Raw genomic sequence first — 20,408 nt, 5'->3', positions numbered from 1 at the left:
CCATGTCGACCTCCGAGACCGCGGAGACCTCCGCGAACGCCAAGTCCCCCAAGTCCCCCAGGACCCCTGAGACCACCCGGCGCGCCTATCCCACCGGCACCGCCGTCCGCGGCCGCACCCTCAGTTTCTGGCTCTTCACCGGTCCGTTCCTCCTGGGCCTGGTGATCTTCGTCTACGTCCCGATCGGCTGGAGCGCCTACCTCTCGTTCTTCGAGGCCCGCTACACGGTCACCCCCAGCGACTTCGCCGGCCTCGACAACTACCGCCACATGCTGACGAACGACAGGTTCACCGAGTCGCTCGTCACGTTCACCGTCTTCGCGGCCATCGTCGTGCCGGTCACCTGGGCCCTCTCCCTCGGCCTGGCGCTGATGGTGCACCGGCTGCGCTTCCTGCGGGCCTTCTTCCGCTCGGTGTTCTTCCTGCCGACCGCGGTCAGCTTCGTCGCCGCCTCGCTGATCTGGAAGATGTCCATCTTCAGCGGCGTCCGCTTCGGCCTCGCCAACACCGTCCTGAGCTGGTTCGGCGTCGAGAACATCGCCTGGCTGGCCGACCCCAGCCCGCCCTGGTACTGGCTGGTCATCGTCACCGTACGGCTCTGGCTCCAGGCAGGCTTCTACATGATCCTGTTCCTCGCCGCCCTGCAGAACATCCCGCCGGAGCTGTACGAGGCCGCCGCGATCGACGGGGCGAAGCCCGGCCGGCAGACGTTCTGGTACGTCACCCTGCCCCAGCTGCGGGCCACGTCCACCGCCGTGATCCTGCTGCTGCTCGTCGCGGCGTACCAGGCCTTCGACGAGTTCTTCAACCTGCTCGCCAAGACGACGTGGGGCCGGCCGCCGCTGGTCGAGCTGTACTACACGGCTCTGGGCGAGAACCAGGACTACGGCGCCGGCAGCGCGGGCGCGATGATCCTGACCCTGCTGATCTGCGTGGTCACCCTGCTCCAGGGCCGGATCATGGGCTTCGGCCGCGCGGAGGAGACCAGATGACCGCCACCGGACCAAGCACGGGACCGATCGCCGGACCAGCACCCGGGCCCGTCACCGGACCGACCGCCGGACCGACCGCCAAGCCCTCCGCCGGCGCCCCGCGGCGGATCCGGCGCGGCGGCGGCGTCCTCGCCTCCACCGGCCTCTACGCCGCCACCTGCGTCGCCGCCCTCCTCTTCCTCGTCCCCTTCTACCTGATCGTCCGCAACGCCCTGTCCACGGACGCCGAGATCACCGGGGAGAACTGGAAGCTGTTCCCCACCGACGTCCAGTGGGGCAACATCGGCGAGCTGTTCGACGACCCGACGGTCCCGTTCGCCCGCTCGCTGTGGAACAGCGCGGTCGTCGGCGTGCTGCACACGGCCGGCACGCTGCTGGTCTGCTCGCTGGCCGGCTACGGGCTGGCGAGGATTCCCTACCGGCACGCCGACAGGATCTTCTACGCCGTTCTGGTGACGCTGATGGTGCCGACGGCGGTCACCTTCGTGCCCAGTTTCGTGCTGGTGTCCTCACTCGGGTGGGTGTCGAGCCTGCGCGGACTGGTCATACCGGGGCTGTTCAGCGGTTTCACCTGCTTCCTCTTCCGGCAGTACTTCCTGGGGTTCCCCAAGGAACTGGAGGAGGCGGCGCGGATGGACGGACTCGGCTACTGGGGCGCGTACTGGCGCATCGTCGTGCCGAACTCGCTGAACTTCTTCGCCGCCATGGCCACCATCACCTTCATCAGCGGCTGGAACGCCTTCCTGTGGCCGCTGGTCATCGGCCAGGACGAGGAGTTCTGGACGGTGCAGGTGGCGCTGTCCTCGTACATGACCAACCAGACCGTGAACTTCCATCTGATCTTCATGGCCACCGCCATCTCGATCCTGCCCCTGGTCCTCGTGTTCCTGTTCCTCCAGCGCTGGCTGGTGCAGGGCGTCGCACAGACCGGCATCAAGGGCTGAACAAGGAGACCGATGTCTTTGCGCACCACGGGCCACTACGTCGAGGACGTGTCCCCGGGCCGCGGGGTCCTGCCGCCCCGCGCCCGGTACGCGTCCTCGGACGCCGCCTCCCTGTCCCTGAACGGCGACTGGCTCTTCCGGCTGTCGCCGACGGCCGACGCCGAGGACGAGTCGTTCGCCCAGGAGGGGTACGACGCCGCGGACTGGGCGCGGGTGACCGTGCCCGGCCACTGGGTCCTCCAGGGCGACGGGGCGTTCGGCGGGCCCGTCTACACCAACCACCTCTACCCCTTCCCCGTCGACCCGCCGCGCGTCCCGACCGAGAACCCCACCGGCGACCACCTGCGCGTCTTCGACCTGCCGCCCGACTGGCCGGCGTCCGGCGGCGACGCGGTGCTGCGGTTCGACGGCGTGGAGTCCTGCGCGCGGGTCTGGCTGAACGGCACGGAGCTGGGCGGGTTCACGGGCTCGCGGCTGCCGCACGAGTTCGCCGTCGGGCGGTTGCTGAGGCCGGCCGGGAACGTCCTCGCGGTCCGGGTCCACCAGTGGTCGGCGGGCTCGTACCTGGAGGACCAGGACCAGTGGTGGCTGCCGGGCATCTTCCGGGACGTCACCCTGCTGCACCGCCCGGCGGACTGCGCGGGCGACTTCTTCGTGCACGCGTCGTACGACCACCTGACCGGCGAGGGCACGCTGCGCGTCGACTCCGAGGCGGCCGGCCGGGTCACCGTGCCCGAGCTGGGCGTCGACGTGGCGACCGGGGAGGCGGTGACGGTCCCGGTGCGGCCGTGGACGGCGGAGACGCCGAGGCTGTACGACGCCGTACTGGACACCGGCGGCGAGCGGGTGCCGCTGCGGATCGGCTTCCGGACGGTCGCCCTGGAGGACGGCCTGATCAAGGTCAACGGCAGGCCGCTGCTGTTCAAGGGCGTCAACCGGCACGAGTGGCACCCCGAGCGAGGGCGCGCCCTGGACCTGGAGACGATGCGGACGGACGTGCTGCTGATGAAGCGGCACAACGTCAACGCCGTGCGGACGTCGCACTATCCCCCGCATCCGGCGTTCCTGGATCTGTGCGACGAGTACGGCCTGTGGGTGATCGACGAGTGCGATCTGGAGACCCACGGCTTCACCGAGCAGGGCTGGCGGGACAACCCGGTCGACGACGACGCCTGGACGCCGGCGCTGCTGGACCGCGCGGCGCGGATGGTGGAGCGGGACAAGAACCATCCGTCGGTGATCATCTGGTCGCTGGGCAACGAGGCCGGGACGGGCCGGGGCCTGACGGCGATGGCCCAGTGGATCCGGGCCCGCGACTCCTCCCGCCCGATCCACTACGAGGGCGACGCCACCTGCCGTGACACCGACATGTACTCGCGGATGTACCCCTTCCACGAGGAGGTCGAGCGCATCGCCCGCGGACTGGACGGCGGACCGCGGGGACGCCGCGAACTGCCCCTGATCCTCTGCGAGTACGCCCACGCGATGGGCAACGGCCCCGGCGGCCTGGCCGACTACCAGCGCCTGTTCGAGTCGTACGACCGGCTCCAGGGCGGCTTCGTCTGGGAGTGGATCGACCACGGCGTCCGCCACCCGGAGCTGGAATTCGCGTACGGCGGCGACTTCGGCGAGGAGTTGCACGACGGCAACTTCGTCTGCGACGGCCTGGTGTTCCCGGACCGTGCTCCCTCCCCCGGCCTGGTCGAGTACAAGAAGGTGATCGAGCCCGTCCGCATGGAGGGCGACGGTGCGACGGGCACGGTGCGGGTGCGCAACGCGTACGACTTCGCCGACCTGTCGGCGCTGTCGTTCGAGTGGTCGTTCCAGGTGGACGGCGAGACGGTGGACTCGGGACCGCTGTCGGTGCCGCTGCTGGGCCCCGGCGAGTCGGCGGAGGTGAAACTGCCGCCGGCGCCGTCGCCGGGGGGCGACGGGGAGCGGCAGTGGCTGGTGCGGGCGGTGCTGGCGCAGGACGCGCCGTGGGCGGAGCGGGGCCACGAGGTGGCGTGGGCGCAGCTCCCGGCCACGGACCGGCGTCCGGCGACGGCCCGGCGACCGGTCACCGTGGCGGCGACCGCCCGCCCGGCCCGCGTCGGCGGCCTGATCCATCTGGGCCCGGGATCGTCCTTCGACGCCCGCACCGGCGCCCCGCGCACCCTCGCCGGTGTGCCCGTCACGGGGCTGCGCCTGGACGTGTGGCGGGCGACGACCGACAACGACGACGGCGCCCCCTGGCAGCCGGACGCACGCTACGGGCTGCTCTGGCGCAAACTGGGCCTGCACCGGATGCGGCACCGGCTGGACGCCGTGGAGACGGACGAGGGCGCGCTGACCGTGCGGACGCGGGTGGCGCCGGCCGGGACGGAGGCGGGGCTGCGGACGACGTACCGCTGGACGTCGGACGGCGAACGGCTGAGGCTGGCGGTGTCGGTGACCCCGGAGGGCGAGTGGAGGCTGCCCCTGCCGCGGCTGGGCGTGCGCTTCGGGCTCGACGCGGCGGACGCGGTGACGTGGTTCGGCGGGGGTCCGGGCGAGGGCTACCCGGACACCAAGTCGGCGACGCGGCTGGGCCGTTGGACGTCCACGGTGGACGCCCTGCAGACCCCGTACGTGCGCCCGCAGGAGAACGGCGCCCGCCCCGACGTGCGGTGGGCGGAGCTGGGCGGCCTGCGCGTCCAGGGCGACCCGGAGTTCTGGCTCACGGCCCGCCGCTGGACCACGGAGGAACTGGACGCGGCGACCCACCGCACGGACCTGGCCCCCGGCGACACGGTGTGGGTCAACCTCGACCACGGCCTGATGGGCATCGGCTCCCAGTCCTGCGGGCCGGGCGTGCTGCCCCGGTACCGACTGCGCGCCGAGCCGACGGAGTTCGCCTTCGTGTTCTCGCCCGCGGACGCCTGACACCCGACCCGGTATCGCGGGCGACCGCCCCCGCGGGCGCCCCGGCCTCACGGCCAACCCGCGCACGGCGCCCCGGCCTCACCGGGGCGCCGTGATCCGTGCCCACGCCTCCGGCAGCACGGCCTGCCCCGTCACGAACTCGCTCCACCGGCCGGCCCCGAGCCTTTCGCGGGCCGGGCCGGTCAGGGGCGTGAAGGGGCCCCGGAGCACGAGGCGCTGCGCGCCTTCTGGCCGCTCGCCGGCAGGGCGCACACCGCCCGTCAACGCCGCCACCCTGACGCTCATACCACTTATGTCCCTCTTTCCGGCGAAGGCGCGTGTCGCTGTCAGTGACGAGGGGGATCCCCATTGCATGCGGTCCGTGACGGCCGTACCCCCAGGCGGCGCACGCCGGGAACCCAACCCCACAGCACGAGGAGATTCGCCATGCCCGAAAGCCGTTCTGTCGAGCACACGGCACCGTCCGCCCTGCCCCAGCAGACGCTTCACATCCCCACCGACCGGAACGTGTGGATCGACCACCTGGCCAGCTCGCTGCACCTCAAAGCGGGTCCGTCGAGAGCAGGCGGTGCACCGACGCTCAGTGGTCCGCGCAGCACGGTGTCGGGGAGGGGAACTCGAAAGGCACCAGGACGCCGCCCACCGCGGGCATCGCCTTCAGGACCAGCTCGCCCGCCTGCCACTGCGGCCTGACGTGGTCCTGGGTGGCGAGGCGGGTCTCCGGGGGCGGCGGGGCCGGGGAGCCCAGCACCTGCACCGCGTCGATGGCGGAGCGGGACAGGATCTCCGCGATCGTCAGGGTGCCGGTCAGCTCGTCCGCGCCCGGGAACAGGACCGCCCGGCCCGCCCCGTCGGGAGCCCCGTCCGTCACCTCGTAGCCCCGGTCCCCCAGTTGCTCGCGCACCGCCCCGAGCACGTCCGAGGCGGCCGACAACGACACCGCCACCCGCGGGCGTTCGTCCCTGATCAGGTGGGTGCAGCCGAACGTGTCGGCGGGCAGGTCCAGTTCCGCGGCCAGCGTCCGCAGCAGGTGGTCGGCCGGCCCGAGGTCCTTCAGGTTCCCCGGGTCGACCGTCACGGTGAAACGGGTCACGACGGCAGGACCCACACCGGGTTGGAGTAGAACCACAGGTCGCGCCACGGGTCGGCGTCGCCGACGACGTCGAGGAGCGGGCCGTTGGGGTCGACGGCCGCCCCGTTCGGGCCGACGCCGTTGCGGTTGCCGTCGGTGCCGCGCAGCCGCAGGTACACCGGGCGGTCCACGCGACCGAGGTCGAAGGTGAGGCGGACGGTGCCGGTCGCCTTGTTGACCTCGTACGACTGGACGACCTTCGCCGTCGGCGCGGTGAACGTGTCCGGGTCGGACACCGGGCCGGTGACGTCGCCCTGGATGACGTCGACGCGGGCCAGCGTCGGCAGGAACCCGGCGAAGTTCGGCCCGCCGGCCAGCGCCACGTCGGCCGTCAGCTTGACGTGCGTGCCCTTCTTGACGTGCAGCGCGCCGCCGAGGGTGGCCCAGCGGCTGCCCCCCGAGACCCGCACGTCGAGGCCGCTGATCAGCTGGCCGTGGTCCACCCAGATGCGGCCGGCGCGGATGCCGTCCATGACGGCGGCGTAGGAGAAGCCGTCGGCGCCGACGTGGGTACGGCTGTAGTAGCCGGGCCAGTAGTCGCCCTGCGTGATGTCGATCTTGCCGCCGTAGACCGGGTCCTCGTACCGGCCGTTGGCGTTGAAGTCGCCGCCGGGGCCGCGCACCGCGGTGTCGGCGTAGACCTGGTGGGAGTCGGAGTTGGCGGTGATCCACCACGCCTTGCCCTCGGCGAGGAGGCTGTCCCACAGGCCGCCGACCGTGGCGGTCATCCAGTCGAAGCCGCCCCAGGTGCGGTAGCTCTCCGGCGGGTAGCCGGCGAAGGAGTTGGCGCTCGGGTTGTTGTCGTAGATGCCGCGCGCCCGGCCGGGGCCCAGCGGCGCGGGCAGGCCGGCGGCCTGGTGGCCCGGCGCGCCCTCGAAGCCGACGGCGATCTGGTGGCTCGCGGGCGTCGCGTCGCGCCAGGCACGGATCTCGTGCGGGGAGTCGACGCCGCGGCGCGCCGGGTGGTTGGCGAGCATCAGCGCGTCCTTGACCTTCCGGCGGCGCACCTGCTCGCCGAGGAACGCCAGACCGGCGACGGCGAGGGCCTCGTTGGCCGGCGTCGAGTCGGAGGCGCCCTTGACGCTGCCGTCGTAGTCCGTCTCGAACTGCTTGAGGACCGACACCTCGTTCTTGCCGGGGTGCACGAACACCGTGCCGTGCTCGGCGGCCGGGATGTTCCACTCCAGGCCCTGGAAGACCAGCGTGTCCTCGTACGCGGCGCGCGCTTCCTGGATGTCCGGGTTGACCTTCTCCACGCCGATCCTGGCGTGCGTGGCGCTGCCGTGGTCGGTGATGACCAGCCAGTCCATGCCGTACATCGCGCCCTGGCGGACCTGGTCCACGACCCGGTACTTGCCGTCGCTGCTGTACTGGGTGTGGATGTGGTGGTCGCCGGCCAGCCACAGGAAGCCGTTGCTGCGCCGGCCGCCCGCGGCGGGGGCGGCAGCGGCGGGGGCGGCAGCGGCGGGCGCGGCGCCCGCGAGCACGCCGCCCGCGGCCAGGCCCGCTCCCAGCAGGCCGGCGCGGCGCAGCAGCGAGCGGCGGGACTGCTGCTCGGGGGTCAGGGCCTCGTCCGGCACCGAGGTGTCGAAGGCGGCGGGCAGCGCCTTCTGCTCGTGGTCGTGGTCGTGGTCGTGGCTGTGACCGTGACCGTGGTGGTGATGGTGCCCGTGACCGGGACCGTGGCTGTGACCCATGGTGTGCCTCCTGATGCCGCTGCCGACCGCGGCCGCTCTCCGTGACGCTGCTGCGTCGCGTGAGGAGGATCAAGGCAGAAGATGAAAAATGAACGACTCAGGGGTGAGCGTCAGGCGGCGCCGACACGGCCGCTCGTCACATCGTCCACAGTTTTCCCAACCCGCCTTGTATGGAGCATTCAGTTGACACAGCTGATCGGCGCGGTGAGCCGCGGCTGCGCCCGTACGACCTTGTGCGCCGCGCCCGGCCGGGTCTCGGCTCGCCACTTCTCCGCCGCCGCCAGCAGCAGCCCGCGCCCGCCCTCGCCGTGCGGGCAGTCCGCCACGGCCGCCGGCCGCTCGGCCCGGGCGTCCGGCGCCTCCACCCGCCACAGGTCCCCGGCTGCCCGCAGCCGTACGCGGAAGTCCGCCCCCGTACCCTGCCGTGCCGCACGGCGTTGCCGGCCGGCTCGCCGACGACGAGCGTCACGGCGTCGTTGACGTCGTTCCCGTAGCCGTACCTGCCATGACCGACGGCCTCAAGGCATTCGGCGCCGTCCACAAGGCCCTCCCCGCCGGCTCGCGGACAAGGCGGAGGAGGTCCTGGGCGGAGCCGGAGAAGACGAGCAGTGCGCTCCACCGCGCCATGCGAAACTGCGCTCACAGGCTCTCCGCCCGGACGAGTCCCGGAGCCTGCTGAAGCGCACGCGAGGAGCGTCATGAGTGAACCGACACGGTTCGAGAGCAGCCGCAGCGGCGGAAAGTGAGCTGCGTCACATCCTGTCACGAGCCGCCTACAGCCGGTGTCTTGAGGTCGAACCCCTGGAAAAACAGGAGGCACCATGACTGAGAACACCGAAGTCGTCGTGATCGGTGGTGGATACGCCGGCGTGACGGCCGCCAACCGGCTGATGCAGCGCGACGACGTGACCGTGACGCTCGTCAACCCGCGCCCCGCCTTCGTGGAGCGGATCCGTCTGCACCAGCGGGTGGGCGGGTCCCACGACGCGACGGTGGACTACCGGGAGGTCCTGAGCGAGGACGTCCGGCTGGTGGTCGACACCGTCACCGGGATCGACAGGGCGGGGCGCACCGTCACGCTGGCGAGCGGCGGCACGCTTCGCTACGACTATCTCATCTACGCGGCCGGAAGCGGCAGTTCGGTGGACCGGGTGCCCGGGGCGGCCGAGTTCGCCCGTCCGCTGACGTCCCTGGAAGAGGCCGACCGGCTGCGGCCGGTGCTGGACGCCGCGGCGCCGACGGCCCCGGTGACGGTCGTGGGGGCGGGCCCGAGCGGTATCGAGATCGCCGCCGAGCTGGCGGAGCAGGGCCGTGCCGTGACGCTGGTCTGCGGCGGGGTGCTCGGCCCCTATCTGCACCCGAAGGCCCGCAGTGCGGTGGCGGGCCGGCTGGCCGACCTCGGGGTGACCGTCCTCGAGGGCACCGACGCCAGGGTGACGGCGGTGTCGCGGGAGGCCGTACGGCTCGCCGACGGGCGTGAGGTGGCGAGCGCGGTGACGATCTGGGCCGCCGGGTTCAGCGTGCCGGACCTGGCCGCCCGCAGCGGGCTGAGCACCGACTCGGTGGGCCGGCTGCGCACGGACGAGACGCTGACGAGCGTGGACGACGAGCGCGTCCTCGCGGCCGGGGACTGCGCGGCGCCGTCGGACCGGCCGCTGCGGATGAGCTGCCAGGCCGCGGGTCCGCTGGGCGCGCAGGCCGCCGACACGGTGCTCAGCCGCCTCGCCGGCGAGGAGCCGGCCACCATCACCGTCGGCTTCACCGGTCAGTGCCTGAGCCTGGGCCGCAAGGCCGGCATCTTCCAGTTCGCCCACAAGGACGACACCCCGAAGGGGTTCTACCTGGACGGCTGGACGGGGGCGCGGCTCAAGGAGTTCGTGTGCAAGGTGACCGTCAAGCAGATGGTGGAAGAGGCGCGCAAGCCCGGTTCGCACACCTGGGCCAAGAACGAGAAACGGCGGCAGCTGGCGACGGCCGGCTCCGAACGGACGGCCTAGCCCCCGGCGTTGGCGGCCGGTCCGGACGCCCGGCGGGACACCGGCGTCCGGACCGGCGGCGTGAGATGAGGAGTCGAGACGTGAGCGACAGCGACGACCGCACCACCGACCCGGCGACCGATGCCTTCGTCGCCCACCGCAATCTGCTGTTCACCGTGGCCTACGAGATGCTCGGCTCGGCGGCCGACGCCGAGGACGTCCTTCAGGAGACCTGGCTGCGCTGGGTCGAGGTCGACCTGGAGCAGGTGCGGGACCGGCGGGCGTATCTGGTCCGGATCACGACCCGGCAGGCGCTCAACCGGCTGCGCACGGTGCGCCGCCGCCGGGAGGCGTACGTCGGCTCGTGGCTGCCCGAGCCGATGCTGACGGCGCCGGACGTGGCGCAGGACGCGGAGCTGACGGAGAACGTGTCGATGGCGCTGATGCTCGTGCTGGAGACGCTGTCGCCGACGGAGCGGGCCGTGTTCGTCCTGCGCGAGGCGTTCGGCCTGGACTACGACGAGATCGCGGCGGCCGTGGACAAGACTCCGGCGGCCGTCCGGCAGATCGCCCACCGGGCCCGCCGGCACGTCGACGCCCGCCGTCCGCGCCGGCCGGCCTCCCCGGCCCAGACCCGGGCGGCGCTGGACTCGTTCCGGCGCGCGTTGGAGACGGGCGACCTGCAAGGGGTGCTCGACGTGCTCGCCCCGCACGTCGTGCTCGTCGGCGACGGCGGCGGGGTCAAGCTCGCGGCGCTGCACCCGGTGGCGGGAGCGGAGAAGGTGAGCCGTTACGTCATGGGCGTGACGGGCAAGGCCGCGGACCGGCTCCGCATCGTGCCGACCATGGTCAACGGCAATCCGGCGCTGCTGATGCTGATCGACGACGAGATCGACGGCGTCCTCGCCCTCCGTGTGGAGGACTCCCTGATCAGCGGCCTGTACTTCGTCCGCGACCCGGCCAAGCTGTCCCACGTGGAGTCGGAGACGCCGCTCACTCTGCGCTGACGGTCCAGAGCCCGTCCCGCGACGGCGCGAACCGGAACCGGCGAAGCCCGCCGCCGCTCCACCGCACCACCAGCCGCACCCCGTCCTCCACGTCGACCGAGACCAGGTCACCGAGGGGGGCGGGGTCCTCCTGCGCCGTGAGCCGGGCCAGGACGACGAACAGCCCCGGCGCCTCACCGACGGTCCCGGTCAGCCGGGTGTCCAACCCGGCCACGGGCGCGACCTCCGCCCGCGGCCCGCCTTCCCGCACCGGCGCCTCCCACCCGGTGACCCGCACCCGCGTCCCGGCGGCGGCCCCGTCGACCAGGTGCGCCCGCACCTCGACCGCGCCCTCGGCGACGACGAGGTTCGTCACCCGCACGCCGCCGTCGCCCACGGTGTGCCGGGAGGCGGCCCACCCCTCCCCCACGCCCAGCGGCACGATCCCGGTCCGGCTCGCGTCGCCGCCGACGATCACGCTGTTGTCGTACGACGACGAGGGCCACGTCGCCGTCGAGTAGGCGAGGCGTGTGTAGAACGGGTCGTAGCGGACGTCTTCGCTGCCGTGGTTGTGCAGGCGGACCAGGCCGTCGGAACGGGTGGACTGCAGCAGCCAGTTGGGCGGTCCGACGGGCGTCACCGCGTCGGCGCGCTCGACCGGGGCGGGTTCCTCCGTGGCCGTCCACACCGCGTGGTCGGGCGGCAGCAGCAGGCCCAGGAAACCCTTGCCGGCCCAGTAGGGCGACGCCGGGCCCGAGTAGCCCTGGAGCACCGAGGCGTCGGGGCCGTGCCAGCCGAGGGTGAGCAGGCCGCGCTCGTCCACCGCGCCCCGCTCCAAGAAGTGGCGCAGCGCGCCGGACGCCAGCCGCCGGGTCTCGCCCGGTGCGAGGGGGGTGTGGCCGGTGAGCGCGCCCAGCCACAGCGGGGCGGTCGTGGCGAAGCGGTAGGTGAGGGAGCGGCCCTGGCGCACCGGGCCGCCGTCGCCGCCGAACAGCCGCGCGTAGTCGGCGAGATGGGCCGACAGCCGGGCGCCGTAGAAGTCGAGCAGCCGGGCGTCCTTCGCCAGCCAGGCGTGGAGCACCGGATACAGGTGCATCGCCCAGCCGTTGTAGTAGTCGAAGGCGCGGTTCGCCCCGTCGGAGTACCAGCCGTCGCCGACGTACCACTCCTCGATGCGGGCGAGACCGCGCTCCACCGCCGCCCGGGAGGCCCGCGTCGCGCAACCGACCTCGGCGAGAAAGCCGCCGACCGTGACGGGGAACAACTCCCAGTTGCAGGGCCAGGGTTCGGCGGTCAGCGTGTCGGCGAGCCAGTCCGCCGCACGTTGCCGCACGGAGTCGTCCAGTCGGTCCCAGAGCAGATCCCGGGTCAGTCGCAGGGCCAGGGCGATGGACGCGGCCTCCACCATCGGCTGCCCGCGATCGGTGACACGGGGCCAGACACCCGCCGTACCGGCGGCCAGCCCGGCGGCGTAGCGCTCCAGAACCTTCCCGTCCCGCCGGAAGGCCGCCGGGAGCAGCGTGCGGGCGTACCCCTCCAGCCCGTCGGAGAGCCGCCCCGACCAGCTGACCCGGTCGCCGGGAAGGTGATAAAGGGCGAAGTCCTCGGTGGCGTAGGGCTCCACGGCGGCGAGCAGCGCGTCGGCCGCCGCCTCCCAGTGGGCGCGGGTGTAACCGGTGTACGGACTGTGCGCACGGTCGTCCGCGGGCAACTGCATCGTTTCCTCGCTCCTGCCGAACGAATCGGACCCGGAGCGCCCCTCCTCCGCCCGGCACGCCCCAGCCGTACTCATCCCACCCACCGCGCCCCCGTAAGCACCGCGCCACCGGCCGGCCCATATCGGCACGCCGCTCCCACAGGAGATTGTGGACTGGTAGGAGACGATGCGGTCGCGGAGAAGTGGCGGCGGCGATGGAGTCCGGCGACGAGCGGACCGCCTCGGACGTCGGGGCGCAGTGGCGTGCTCGGTGCGGCGTACCTTGCCGGCCCAGCCGGCCGCCGCCGCCGAACTTCGGGGGTCGCGCAAGCAGTTGGCGACCGATCGGGGGGAATCGGCAAGTGGCCGATGTCCGCAGTGCGATCAACGGGGGCGTGCAGCACGGCCCGGTGATTCAGGCCGGCAACGTGGGCTCGCTCAACGGGGCGACGGCCGGAACGCCGAGCGAAGCGAACCTGGGACGCCCCGGTTCCGGTCGGGGCGCCCCAGGCGTTCTCATCCCACCCTGACCTTGCCCTCCGGCACCAGACCCTGGACGACGAGTTCGTCGCGGACCAGGCCGGCGTACACGGTCGCGCCGTGGACGGACGTGTGGGTGTTGTCACGCTTCTCGTTGTGGAGATACAGCGCCTTGGACGCCTCCGGGCCGAGCGACTCGACCAGGGCCTTGGTCTTCGCGGTCAGGTCGATCAACGGGACGCCCCGCTCGGCGGCGACCGAGCGGACGACGGCCGGGTGGTCGACGCCGAGGCCGTTGACCAGGAGCGCGGTGCCGTTGTCCAGGGTGCCGTCGGCGTTGAACCAGCGTCGCACGACGGGGGTGACGAGGACGGGCTCGCCCCCGCGGGCGCTGATCCTGTCGACCAGCGTTTCGAGGTTGGCCCGGTAGGTGGGCCCGTCGGTGGTCTTGTCGTTGTGGGCGAGTTGGACGAGGACCAGGTCGCCGGGGTGGATGCGGGGTTCGACGGTCGCCCAGAGCCTCGGGTCCTGGAGGTAGCTGACGGTGCTCTCACCGGAGTCGGCGTGGTTGGCGACGGACAGGCCCTTGCGCAGGAACTGCGGCAGTTCCTGGCCCCAGCCGGCGTAGGGGGCGACGGCCTGGTCGCAGACGGTGGAGTCGCCGACGAGGAGGATCTGCCGGGCGTGCCGGGCGGGGGTGACGCTGATGGCGGCGAGCGCGGGGGCGTCTCCGCCGAGGACCAGGTCGAGTCCCGGGGCGCCGTCCGCCTGGGTCGGCTCGCCCTCGGGCACGCGGACGTCCACGGTGAAGCTGCGGGCGACCCGCTCCCCGGCCGGGACGGCGGTCTCGGGGAGCAGGGCGCGCCGCGCCTCGCCGTGCACGGCCGTGCTGGACGGGGCGTCACCGCCGAGCAGCACGCGCACCTCGTAGACGCCGGGCGGGACGTCGAAGTCGCAGGCCGTGGCCGTGCAGTTCTCGATGCCGAGCGGGGTCACGCGCTCCTGCCGGGCGTGGGCGGGCACGGCGGACAGGGCGCTGCCCAGCGTGGCCGCCACCAGCACGGCGACAGCGCTGCGACGGTGGGTGCGTCTGGTGCGGGACGTCATTCACGGCTCCTCGGGCCCGACGGCATGACCTGGCGCGGTGGACCGTACCGCGCGGGGGCAAGCGCTTTCTAGACTGCGGGCCGGATCAGTCTCCGCGGATCGACTCCCGCGGATCCCACAGATCGCGCGATCAACTCCCCCGTGCCCACTGCTGGTTGGTTCCTCCGTTGCAGGCGTGGGTGATGACCGCGGCGGAGTCCGCGGTGGATCCGCCGTTCACGTCGAGGCATTCGCCGGTGGCGCGGGAGCGCACGGTGACGTACGACCCCGAAGTCGTGAGCTGCCACTGCTGGTCGGCGGCGGAGGCGTCGCAGTTCTCCTGCGTGACGGTGCCGGCGTTCTCCCGCACGCACAGCGAACTGCCCCGCGCGACCAGTTGGTGGTAGCCGCCGACGAGGGGCTTGAACCAGAACCTCTGGTTGGCGCCGCCGTTGCAGGCGTACTGCTTGATCTGCGCGCCCGCCCACAGCGACTGGCTCGTCACGTCGGCGCACTTGCCGGAGTGCCGTGCGATCAGCGTGCTGTACGTCGCCGAGACCCCGGTCACGGTCCCGGCGGCGGTGTCGATCGTCACCTCGGGAGTCCAGGACATCGACATGCTGGTGGACGTCGGGAAGGTCAACGGCAGCCACACGTAGCGGGAGTCGTTGACGGTCCCGCCGAAGGAGTTGCCCCAGCGGTCGCCCAGGTAAAGGTAGGACGTTCCTGAACTCCCCTGCACGGGTAGGACATACGTCGTCTGGGAGCCGTAGGCCGTGGAGTCGCCGACGTTCGTCATGGCGCTCCACGGCCCTCCGAGGCTGGTGGCGGTGGCGTAGCGCTGCTGGTTGGGGCTCCAGCCGGTCGCACCCGACGTCAGCATGAAGTAGACGCCGCCCCGCTTGAACAACGCGGGCGCCTCGCGGTGTCCGCCCGGCCACGGGTTGGCGACCAGGCTCGCGACGCCGGTGTAGTCGGCGGTGAGCCGGTAGATGTGCAGGTCGTAGTTCTCGCGGGCGGCGGAGACCATGTATCCGGCGCCGTCGGCGTCGGTGAAGACCGTGATGTCCCGCGACATGTGGCCGAGCGGGCGGAAGCTGCCCCGCCAGGCGTAGGCGCCGTCGACCGTGTCGGAGACGGCGACCGCGGCGCGCGCCTCGCCGTAGTCGGAGCCGTTCTCCTTGTGCATCCACATCACGAACTTGCCGGTGGACGCGTTGTACATGACCTTCGGCCGCTCGATGTTGGCGACCGCCAGCTCGGAGTGGCTGGACTGGGTCAGGACGCGGTTGCGGAACTCCCAGTTCCTCAGGTCCGTCGAGCGGTAGGCGTCGACCGAGCGGAAGGTGTTGTCGGCGTTGCGGTGCTCGCCGAACCAGTAGTAGTACGCGCCGACCTTGAGGACGCCGCCACCGTGGGCGTGCACCGGGCTTCCCGAAGTCGTCGTGAACTGGACGCCGTTGGGCACGGTCTGGGGCGCGGCACTCGCGGGGCCGGCCGTGGCCAGCACTCCGGTCAGGCAGAGGGCGAGGGCGAACAGTACTGCGCGGGCACGGGTCATCGAGCGTTCCCTTCTCCCGTGTCGGTCACCGGGACGCCGGGCCGCGGGCGTGATGTCCGGCCGGGCGGGGGCCACGGGGTGGCGGTTGGGGTCGTGCAGGGCGTGCAGGGTCGTGCAGCGGTGCGCCGTCGGTCCGCTGGTGCGGACGGGGCGTGGTGCGCGAGGACGCCTGTGCCGCGTCGCGTGCCGCCTGCGGCAGGCGCGGTGCGATGCGGTGCGATGCGGCACAGGAGGATGATTCGAAATTTCGGACAGGACCTGCCATCCCGAACGCCGAAAAGGTATGGGCGTGGAACGAGGAGGTCAACGGTTCGGAAGGAAGCGAGGCGTCGCCGGCCATTCGCACACGCCGCCCATTGCCGCAGGGTGCGGCAGGTCACGCGCACCCCAGGCGCGCGACAGGCCGGCGCCCCTGCCACCGAAGCGGGTGACACGGGACACCGGCCGACGGAAGCCCTGCAGAGAGGGTCAGCACCGCGGGCCCGGCGTACCGTGCGTGGCGCCGGCCCCCTTCTGACGCCGCCCTCCCCGGCAGAGCCCCGCGCCCCGGGAAGGGCGGCCATCCGAACCGACCTGCCCCTGCTGCTGCAGCCAGATTTGAACATGTTCAAATCTGGGATAGGTTGGCCGCACAAGGAGGGCAGTGCTGATGAAGATCGTGATCCCCGGGGGCACCGGGCAAGTGGGCACGGTGCTGAACCGCGCGCTGAGCGCGGCCGGGCACGAGGTCGTGGTGCTGACCAGACGGCCGGGAGCGCCGGACGAGGTGTACTGGGACGGCAGGACCCCGGGGCCCTGGGTCGACGCAGTCGAGGGCAGCGACGTCGTGATCAACCTGGCCGGCCGCAGTGTGAGCTGTCGCTACACCCGCGCCAATCTCCAAGCCATGATGGACTCGCGGGTGCTGTCCACCCGGATCGTGGGCGAGGTGATCGGTGCCGCCGCGCGCCCTCCGCGGGTCTGGCTCCAGATGAGCACCGCCACCCTTTACGCCCATCGCTTCGACGCCCCCAACGACGAGACCACCGGCCTGATAGGCGGAACGGAACCCGGCGTACCGGGCTACTGGTCCTACAGCGTCGACATCGCCAAGGCTTGGGAGCAGGAGCAGGAACAGGCCGCCACTCCGCACACCCGCAAGGTGGCCCTGCGCACCGCAATGGTGATGAGCCCCGACCGGGGCGGCGTCTTCGACGTCATGTCGTGGCTGGCCCGAGTCGGCCTGGGCGGGCCCGTCGCAGGCGGTGCGCAGTACGTGTCATGGATTCACGACCACGACTTCGTTCGCGCGGTCGAGTTTCTGATCAGCCGGGACGACCTCGCCGGCCCGGTGAACCTGGCGGCCCCCCATCCGGTTCCGCAACGCGTCTTCATGCGTGACCTGCGCAGGGCATGGAGCATGCCCGCGGGTCTGCCCGCGACGCGCTGGATGGCCGAGCTGGGCGCCTTCGCGCTCCGCTCGGACACGGAACTCCTGCTCAAGAGCCGACGGGTGGTCCCCGGCCGACTGCTCGACGCCGGCTTCGACTTCGCCCACCCGCACTGGCCGGAGGCCGCCGTCGACCTGGCGCGCCGCCGCCGGGGCCGATCGCGCCCATAGCGGCGACGGCACAGCCGACAGGCCGGGACAGAACCAAGCGTCTGCAGTATTTGCACACGCTGTCTATTGCGTAAGCGGTTATCTTCGATACGCTACTACCTGGCTTGTCCGACGTCCGCGTACCGGACGTGTGTCGACGCACCATCGGAGTGACCTGTGAGCGTGAGTGCCCTTTTCCAGCCGTACACCCTGCGGTCGGTGACCTTCCCGAACCGCGTGTGGATGCCCCCGATGTGCCAGTACTCGGCCGCCCCCGACGGGCTCGCCCGGGGCGTGGCCACGGACTGGCACTTCCAGCACTACGGCGCCCGGGCGGCGGGCGGCACCGGGCTGATCATCGTGGAGGCGACCGGGGTGTCCCCGGAGGGCCGGATCTCCCCCCACGACCTCGGCCTGTGGAACGAGACCCAGGCGGGCGGCCTGCGCCGGATCACCGACTTCCTCAAGAGCCAGGGCACCGTCCCGGGCATCCAGCTCGGCCACGCCGGGCGCAAGGCGTCGACCAGCCAGCCGTGGAAGGGCGACCTCCCGGTCGGCCCGGAGGAGCACGGCTGGCAGCCCGTCGGCCCGAGCCCGGAGCCGTACCCGGGGCTGAAGGTCCCGCACGAGCTGACCGTCGAGGAGATCCGCGGCATCGTCGCCCAGTGGCGCGCCTCCGCACGCCTCGCCCTCGCCGCCGGCTTCCAGGTGATCGAGATCCACGGCGCCCACGGCTACCTGATCGGCAACTTCCTCTCCCCGCACAGCAACCGCCGCACCGACGCCTACGGCGGCGGCTTCGACAACCGCATCCGCCTCGCCGTGGAGATCGTGGACGCCGTACGCGAGGTCTGGCCGGACGAACTCCCGCTGTTCTTCCGGCTGTCGGCGACCGAGTGGCTGGACGGGAACGGCTGGACCCCCGACGAGTCCGTCGCCCTCGCCCGCGTCCTCACCGAGCACGGCGTGGACCTGATGGACGTCTCCACCGGCGGCAACGCGGCCGGCGTCGCCATCCCCGTCGGCCCCGGCTACCAGGTGCCGTTCGCCGCCCGCATCCGGCGCGAGACGGACATGCCGGTGGCGGCCGTCGGCGACATCACCGACCCCGGGCACGCGGAGAAGATCCTCGCCGCCGGCGACGCGGACGCGATCCTGATCGGCCGTCAGCTGCTGCGCGAGCCCACGTGGGCCCGGTGTGCCGCCCGCGAACTCGGCGCCGAGGTGCGGATTCCCCCGCAGTACGGCTGGCGCCCCTGAGCCGGGCGCACCGGCCCCTCACCGGCGACGCCCCGCCCCTCCGCCTCAGTCGAACGTCACCGGCCCCCGTGGCGTGTCCACCGTGAAGCTCATGCCCACCGGGCCGCGCGCCAGGGCGAGTTCGGTGTCCAGGGCGGCCAGCAGCGGACGGATGCCGTCGGGGTCGGGGGCGGTCGCGGACACCGACAGCAGCGGCGTGACCGGCAGGCCGGAGTCGGTGGGGTGGGGCGAGGAACCCCAGTCGATGAGGAACGGCACCAGGCCCGAGGGGTGCGCCGCGCCGCCGTTCGTCAGCCGCCACCGCAGCAGGGCGCCGTCCGGGGTGCGCCGGCTCATCGGCTCCGCGTCCCCGGGGTCGTAGCCCCGCGCCCGCGCCGCCGCCACCGCCGCGTCGAGGTCGGGCGGGCTGATCGCCCAGGTCACGGTGCGCGGCGCGGGCAGCAGGCCCACGCCGAACGGGCGCGGACCCTCCGGGTCGGTCTGCTCCGGGTCCGGGCCGATGATCTCCAGGTAGGCCGCCCCGCCCAGCCCGACCAGATGGTTGCGCGTGCCCAGCCCGACGTGCGCGCCCCCGAGGGCCGGCCGCACTCCCGTACGGCGGGTGAAGTCGGCGACCGTGGCCGCCAGGTCGGGGGTCGCGAGGACGAGGTGGTCGAGATGTGCGGGAATCGTGTCCATCCCCGCCGAGGCTACGCACTGCGCCGCCCACTGTGGAACAGCTGTGCGACAGGATGGCCGCATGACGCGTCTTTCCCTGCGCCGCCTGCTGCCGCCGCCGCTGCTGCTGCTCGCCGCGCCCCTGCTGCTCGCCGGCTGCGGCAGCGAGACGGCGGACCCGGCCGGCCCCGCCGAGATCGCCGCCCGCGCCGACCCGATGGGCATCGCGCCCGAGCACGTCTACGTGATCGAGGCGGACGGCTTCGACGTCGCCGAACAGTCCGTGGGCGTCTCCGGCGACGACGGCTTCTCGGCCCACTACGTCTCTCAGGGCACCGGCGGACAACTCCACCTGCGCGTCGACCGAGGCGCCTTGACGGACTCCGACTGCGCCGAACAGCCCGTGGCCGGCACGTCCGGCACGACCCGGTGCACGCGCGACGGCGACGCCTGGTACCGCGCCACGGGCGACCGGCGCGAGTACGCCGTGCCGAAGGACGGACACGTCGTCCACGTCACCGGCGGCCCCGACGTCCCCCGCGACGTCCTGCGCGAGGCCGCCCTCGGCGCCCGCCGCCCCTCCCCCGCCGAACTCGACGAACTCTTCTCCGACGCCCCCGACTTCGACGGCAGCCCGGTCGAACGCGGCGACCTCCCCACGGTGGGCGACGGCGCCCCGGACAACGAGCCGGGCGTCGGCGGCTGAGGCAGGGACCGGGGCCGGGGCATCGGCAGCCGAGCGGAGGGGCCGGGCGGCCGGCGGCTGAGGCCGGGGCCGGAGGATCTAAGGTCGGGAGCCATGGCACCCCGACTTCTCGTCTTCACCCGTACCACCGGCTACCGCCACGACTCCATCCCCGACGGCGTGGCCGCCCTGCGCGGGCTCGGCGCGTTCCACGTCGAGCACAGCGAGGACCCGACCGCCCTGGAGGGCCCGCTCGACGGCTACGCGGCCGTGGTCTTCCTCTCCACCAGCGGCGACGTCCTGACCGACGCCGGCCGGCAGCGGCTCGCGGCCTACGTCGAGTCCGGCGGCGGCTTCGCCGGCGTGCACGCGGCGGCCGACACCGAGTACGGCTGGCCGTACTACCGCGACCTGCTCGGCGCCCGCTTCACCCGTCACCCCGCGTACCAGCCGGGCCGGGCCGTGATCGAGGACCGCGACCACCCGGCGACCCGCCATCTGCCGCCCGTCTGGGAGTTCACCGACGAGTGGTACGACTTCGACGCCAGCCCGCGTGGCAGCGTGCACGTCCTGGCGTCCGCCGACGAGTCCTCGTACGAGGGCGGCGGCATGGGCGAGGACCACCCCCTGGTCTGGTGCCGCGAACAGGGCGCCGGCCGCGTCTTCTACACCGCCCTCGGCCACGCCCCCGCGGCCTACGCCGACCCCGCCTTCCGGGCCCACCTGCTGGGCGGCATCACCTGGGCGACGGGCGCCTGACGTGCGGCGGCGGC

The 20,408-nt window shown here is 72.7% G+C and carries 16 protein-coding genes; 9 read left to right on the top strand and 7 right to left on the bottom strand.

What is annotated here, in order from left to right; genetic code table 11:
- Positions 1–2: 2 nt before the first annotated feature.
- From ACZ6KF_RS05585 to ACZ6KF_RS05575, 3 genes are read left to right on the top strand one after another with little or no spacing between them, the layout of a single operon-like run.
- Positions 3–992 carry a carbohydrate ABC transporter permease gene (locus tag ACZ6KF_RS05585; RefSeq protein ID WP_356632675.1) on the top strand — a complete coding sequence of 330 codons (990 nt, stop codon included), beginning with the start codon at positions 3–5 and terminating at the stop codon, positions 990–992.
- Positions 989–1,936, top strand: a complete 948-nt coding sequence (locus ACZ6KF_RS05580; RefSeq protein WP_469237410.1) for an ABC transporter permease subunit — start codon at positions 989–991, stop codon at positions 1,934–1,936. The genes ACZ6KF_RS05585 and ACZ6KF_RS05580 overlap by 4 nt, the downstream gene beginning before the upstream one ends.
- Positions 1,937–1,948: 12 nt before the next feature.
- Positions 1,949–4,840 (top strand): glycoside hydrolase family 2 TIM barrel-domain containing protein, encoded by a 2,892-nt coding sequence (locus ACZ6KF_RS05575; protein ID WP_469237408.1) that lies wholly within the window; start codon positions 1,949–1,951, stop codon positions 4,838–4,840.
- A 580-nt stretch (positions 4,841–5,420) separates the two neighbouring features.
- Here the strand turns inward: ACZ6KF_RS05575 and ACZ6KF_RS05570 are convergent.
- The 3 genes from ACZ6KF_RS05570 to ACZ6KF_RS05560 form a co-directional block, all read right to left on the bottom strand.
- The gene (locus ACZ6KF_RS05570) at positions 5,421–5,933 is read right to left on the bottom strand and encodes a hypothetical protein (protein WP_469237406.1); all 513 of its coding nucleotides are present in this window, start codon (positions 5,931–5,933) and stop codon (positions 5,421–5,423) included.
- Entirely contained in the window at positions 5,930–7,669 is a 1,740-nt protein-coding gene (locus tag ACZ6KF_RS05565) for a PHP domain-containing protein (RefSeq protein ID WP_469237404.1), read from the bottom strand. Before ACZ6KF_RS05565 ends, ACZ6KF_RS05570 begins: the two co-directional genes overlap by 4 nt.
- Positions 7,670–7,848: 179 nt before the next feature.
- Positions 7,849–8,034: a hypothetical protein gene (locus ACZ6KF_RS05560; RefSeq protein ID WP_469237402.1), complete on the bottom strand. Its 186-nt coding sequence runs from the start codon at positions 8,032–8,034 to the stop codon at positions 7,849–7,851.
- Between the two features lie 456 nt (positions 8,035–8,490).
- Between ACZ6KF_RS05560 and ACZ6KF_RS05555 the strand changes: the two genes are divergently transcribed.
- The gene (locus ACZ6KF_RS05555; RefSeq protein ID WP_356632665.1) at positions 8,491–9,666 is read left to right on the top strand and encodes an NAD(P)/FAD-dependent oxidoreductase; all 1,176 of its coding nucleotides are present in this window, start codon (positions 8,491–8,493) and stop codon (positions 9,664–9,666) included.
- A gap of 65 nt (positions 9,667–9,731) precedes the next feature.
- Positions 9,732–10,652 (top strand): RNA polymerase sigma-70 factor, encoded by a 921-nt coding sequence (locus tag ACZ6KF_RS05550; RefSeq protein ID WP_356632663.1) that lies wholly within the window; start codon positions 9,732–9,734, stop codon positions 10,650–10,652.
- On the opposite strand, the gene ACZ6KF_RS05545 is transcribed toward ACZ6KF_RS05550, so the two are convergent.
- The 3 genes from ACZ6KF_RS05545 to ACZ6KF_RS05535 form a co-directional block, all read right to left on the bottom strand.
- Entirely contained in the window at positions 10,639–12,348 is a 1,710-nt protein-coding gene (locus ACZ6KF_RS05545) for a DUF2264 domain-containing protein (protein WP_469237400.1), read from the bottom strand. The genes ACZ6KF_RS05550 and ACZ6KF_RS05545 overlap by 14 nt on opposite strands.
- 495 nt (positions 12,349–12,843) lie before the next feature.
- Positions 12,844–13,914, bottom strand: a complete 1,071-nt coding sequence (locus ACZ6KF_RS05540) for a rhamnogalacturonan acetylesterase (RefSeq protein WP_356632659.1) — start codon at positions 13,912–13,914, stop codon at positions 12,844–12,846.
- 130 nt (positions 13,915–14,044) lie between these two features.
- The gene (locus ACZ6KF_RS05535) at positions 14,045–15,454 is read right to left on the bottom strand and encodes an RICIN domain-containing protein (protein ID WP_469237398.1); all 1,410 of its coding nucleotides are present in this window, start codon (positions 15,452–15,454) and stop codon (positions 14,045–14,047) included.
- A gap of 649 nt (positions 15,455–16,103) precedes the next feature.
- Between ACZ6KF_RS05535 and ACZ6KF_RS05530 the strand changes: the two genes are divergently transcribed.
- The gene (locus tag ACZ6KF_RS05530) at positions 16,104–17,054 is read left to right on the top strand and encodes a TIGR01777 family oxidoreductase (RefSeq protein ID WP_469175381.1); all 951 of its coding nucleotides are present in this window, start codon (positions 16,104–16,106) and stop codon (positions 17,052–17,054) included.
- 162 nt (positions 17,055–17,216) lie between these two features.
- Complete coding sequence (locus ACZ6KF_RS05525; RefSeq protein WP_469237396.1) at positions 17,217–18,293, top strand: NADH:flavin oxidoreductase/NADH oxidase; 1,077 nt, start codon at positions 17,217–17,219, stop codon at positions 18,291–18,293.
- Positions 18,294–18,338: 45 nt separating this feature from the next.
- Here the strand turns inward: ACZ6KF_RS05525 and ACZ6KF_RS05520 are convergent, their stop codons facing one another.
- Complete coding sequence (locus tag ACZ6KF_RS05520; RefSeq protein WP_469237394.1) at positions 18,339–18,971, bottom strand: VOC family protein; 633 nt, start codon at positions 18,969–18,971, stop codon at positions 18,339–18,341.
- Positions 18,972–19,032: 61 nt separating this feature from the next.
- Between ACZ6KF_RS05520 and ACZ6KF_RS05515 the strand changes: the two genes are divergently transcribed.
- On the top strand, positions 19,033–19,656 hold the full coding sequence (locus ACZ6KF_RS05515) for a hypothetical protein (RefSeq protein WP_469158248.1): 624 nt from the start codon (positions 19,033–19,035) through the stop codon (positions 19,654–19,656).
- Positions 19,657–19,749: 93 nt separating this feature from the next.
- On the top strand, positions 19,750–20,394 hold the full coding sequence (locus ACZ6KF_RS05510; RefSeq protein ID WP_469158249.1) for a ThuA domain-containing protein: 645 nt from the start codon (positions 19,750–19,752) through the stop codon (positions 20,392–20,394).
- Positions 20,395–20,408 lie beyond the last annotated feature (14 nt).

Source organism: Streptomyces sp. NPDC046379 (genome assembly GCF_055587785.1).
Note: the sequence above shows the minus strand (reverse complement) of the source record. Positions and strands in the feature narration are given on the sequence as shown.

Coding starts and splice junctions, on each gene's coding strand:
- ACZ6KF_RS05585 (WP_356632675.1), top strand. CDS start 3: ATGTCGACCTCCGAGACCGCGGAGACCTCCGCGAACGCCAAGTCCCCC.
- ACZ6KF_RS05580 (WP_469237410.1), top strand. CDS start 989: ATGACCGCCACCGGACCAAGCACGGGACCGATCGCCGGACCAGCACCC.
- ACZ6KF_RS05575 (WP_469237408.1), top strand. CDS start 1,949: ATGTCTTTGCGCACCACGGGCCACTACGTCGAGGACGTGTCCCCGGGC.
- ACZ6KF_RS05565 (WP_469237404.1), bottom strand. CDS start 7,669: ATGGGTCACAGCCACGGTCCCGGTCACGGGCACCATCACCACCACGGT.
- ACZ6KF_RS05555 (WP_356632665.1), top strand. CDS start 8,491: ATGACTGAGAACACCGAAGTCGTCGTGATCGGTGGTGGATACGCCGGC.
- ACZ6KF_RS05550 (WP_356632663.1), top strand. CDS start 9,732: ATGAGGAGTCGAGACGTGAGCGACAGCGACGACCGCACCACCGACCCG.
- ACZ6KF_RS05545 (WP_469237400.1), bottom strand. CDS start 12,348: ATGCAGTTGCCCGCGGACGACCGTGCGCACAGTCCGTACACCGGTTAC.
- ACZ6KF_RS05540 (WP_356632659.1), bottom strand. CDS start 13,914: ATGACGTCCCGCACCAGACGCACCCACCGTCGCAGCGCTGTCGCCGTG.
- ACZ6KF_RS05535 (WP_469237398.1), bottom strand. CDS start 15,454: ATGACCCGTGCCCGCGCAGTACTGTTCGCCCTCGCCCTCTGCCTGACC.
- ACZ6KF_RS05530 (WP_469175381.1), top strand. CDS start 16,104: ATGAAGATCGTGATCCCCGGGGGCACCGGGCAAGTGGGCACGGTGCTG.
- ACZ6KF_RS05520 (WP_469237394.1), bottom strand. CDS start 18,971: ATGGACACGATTCCCGCACATCTCGACCACCTCGTCCTCGCGACCCCC.
- ACZ6KF_RS05515 (WP_469158248.1), top strand. CDS start 19,033: ATGACGCGTCTTTCCCTGCGCCGCCTGCTGCCGCCGCCGCTGCTGCTG.
- ACZ6KF_RS05510 (WP_469158249.1), top strand. CDS start 19,750: ATGGCACCCCGACTTCTCGTCTTCACCCGTACCACCGGCTACCGCCAC.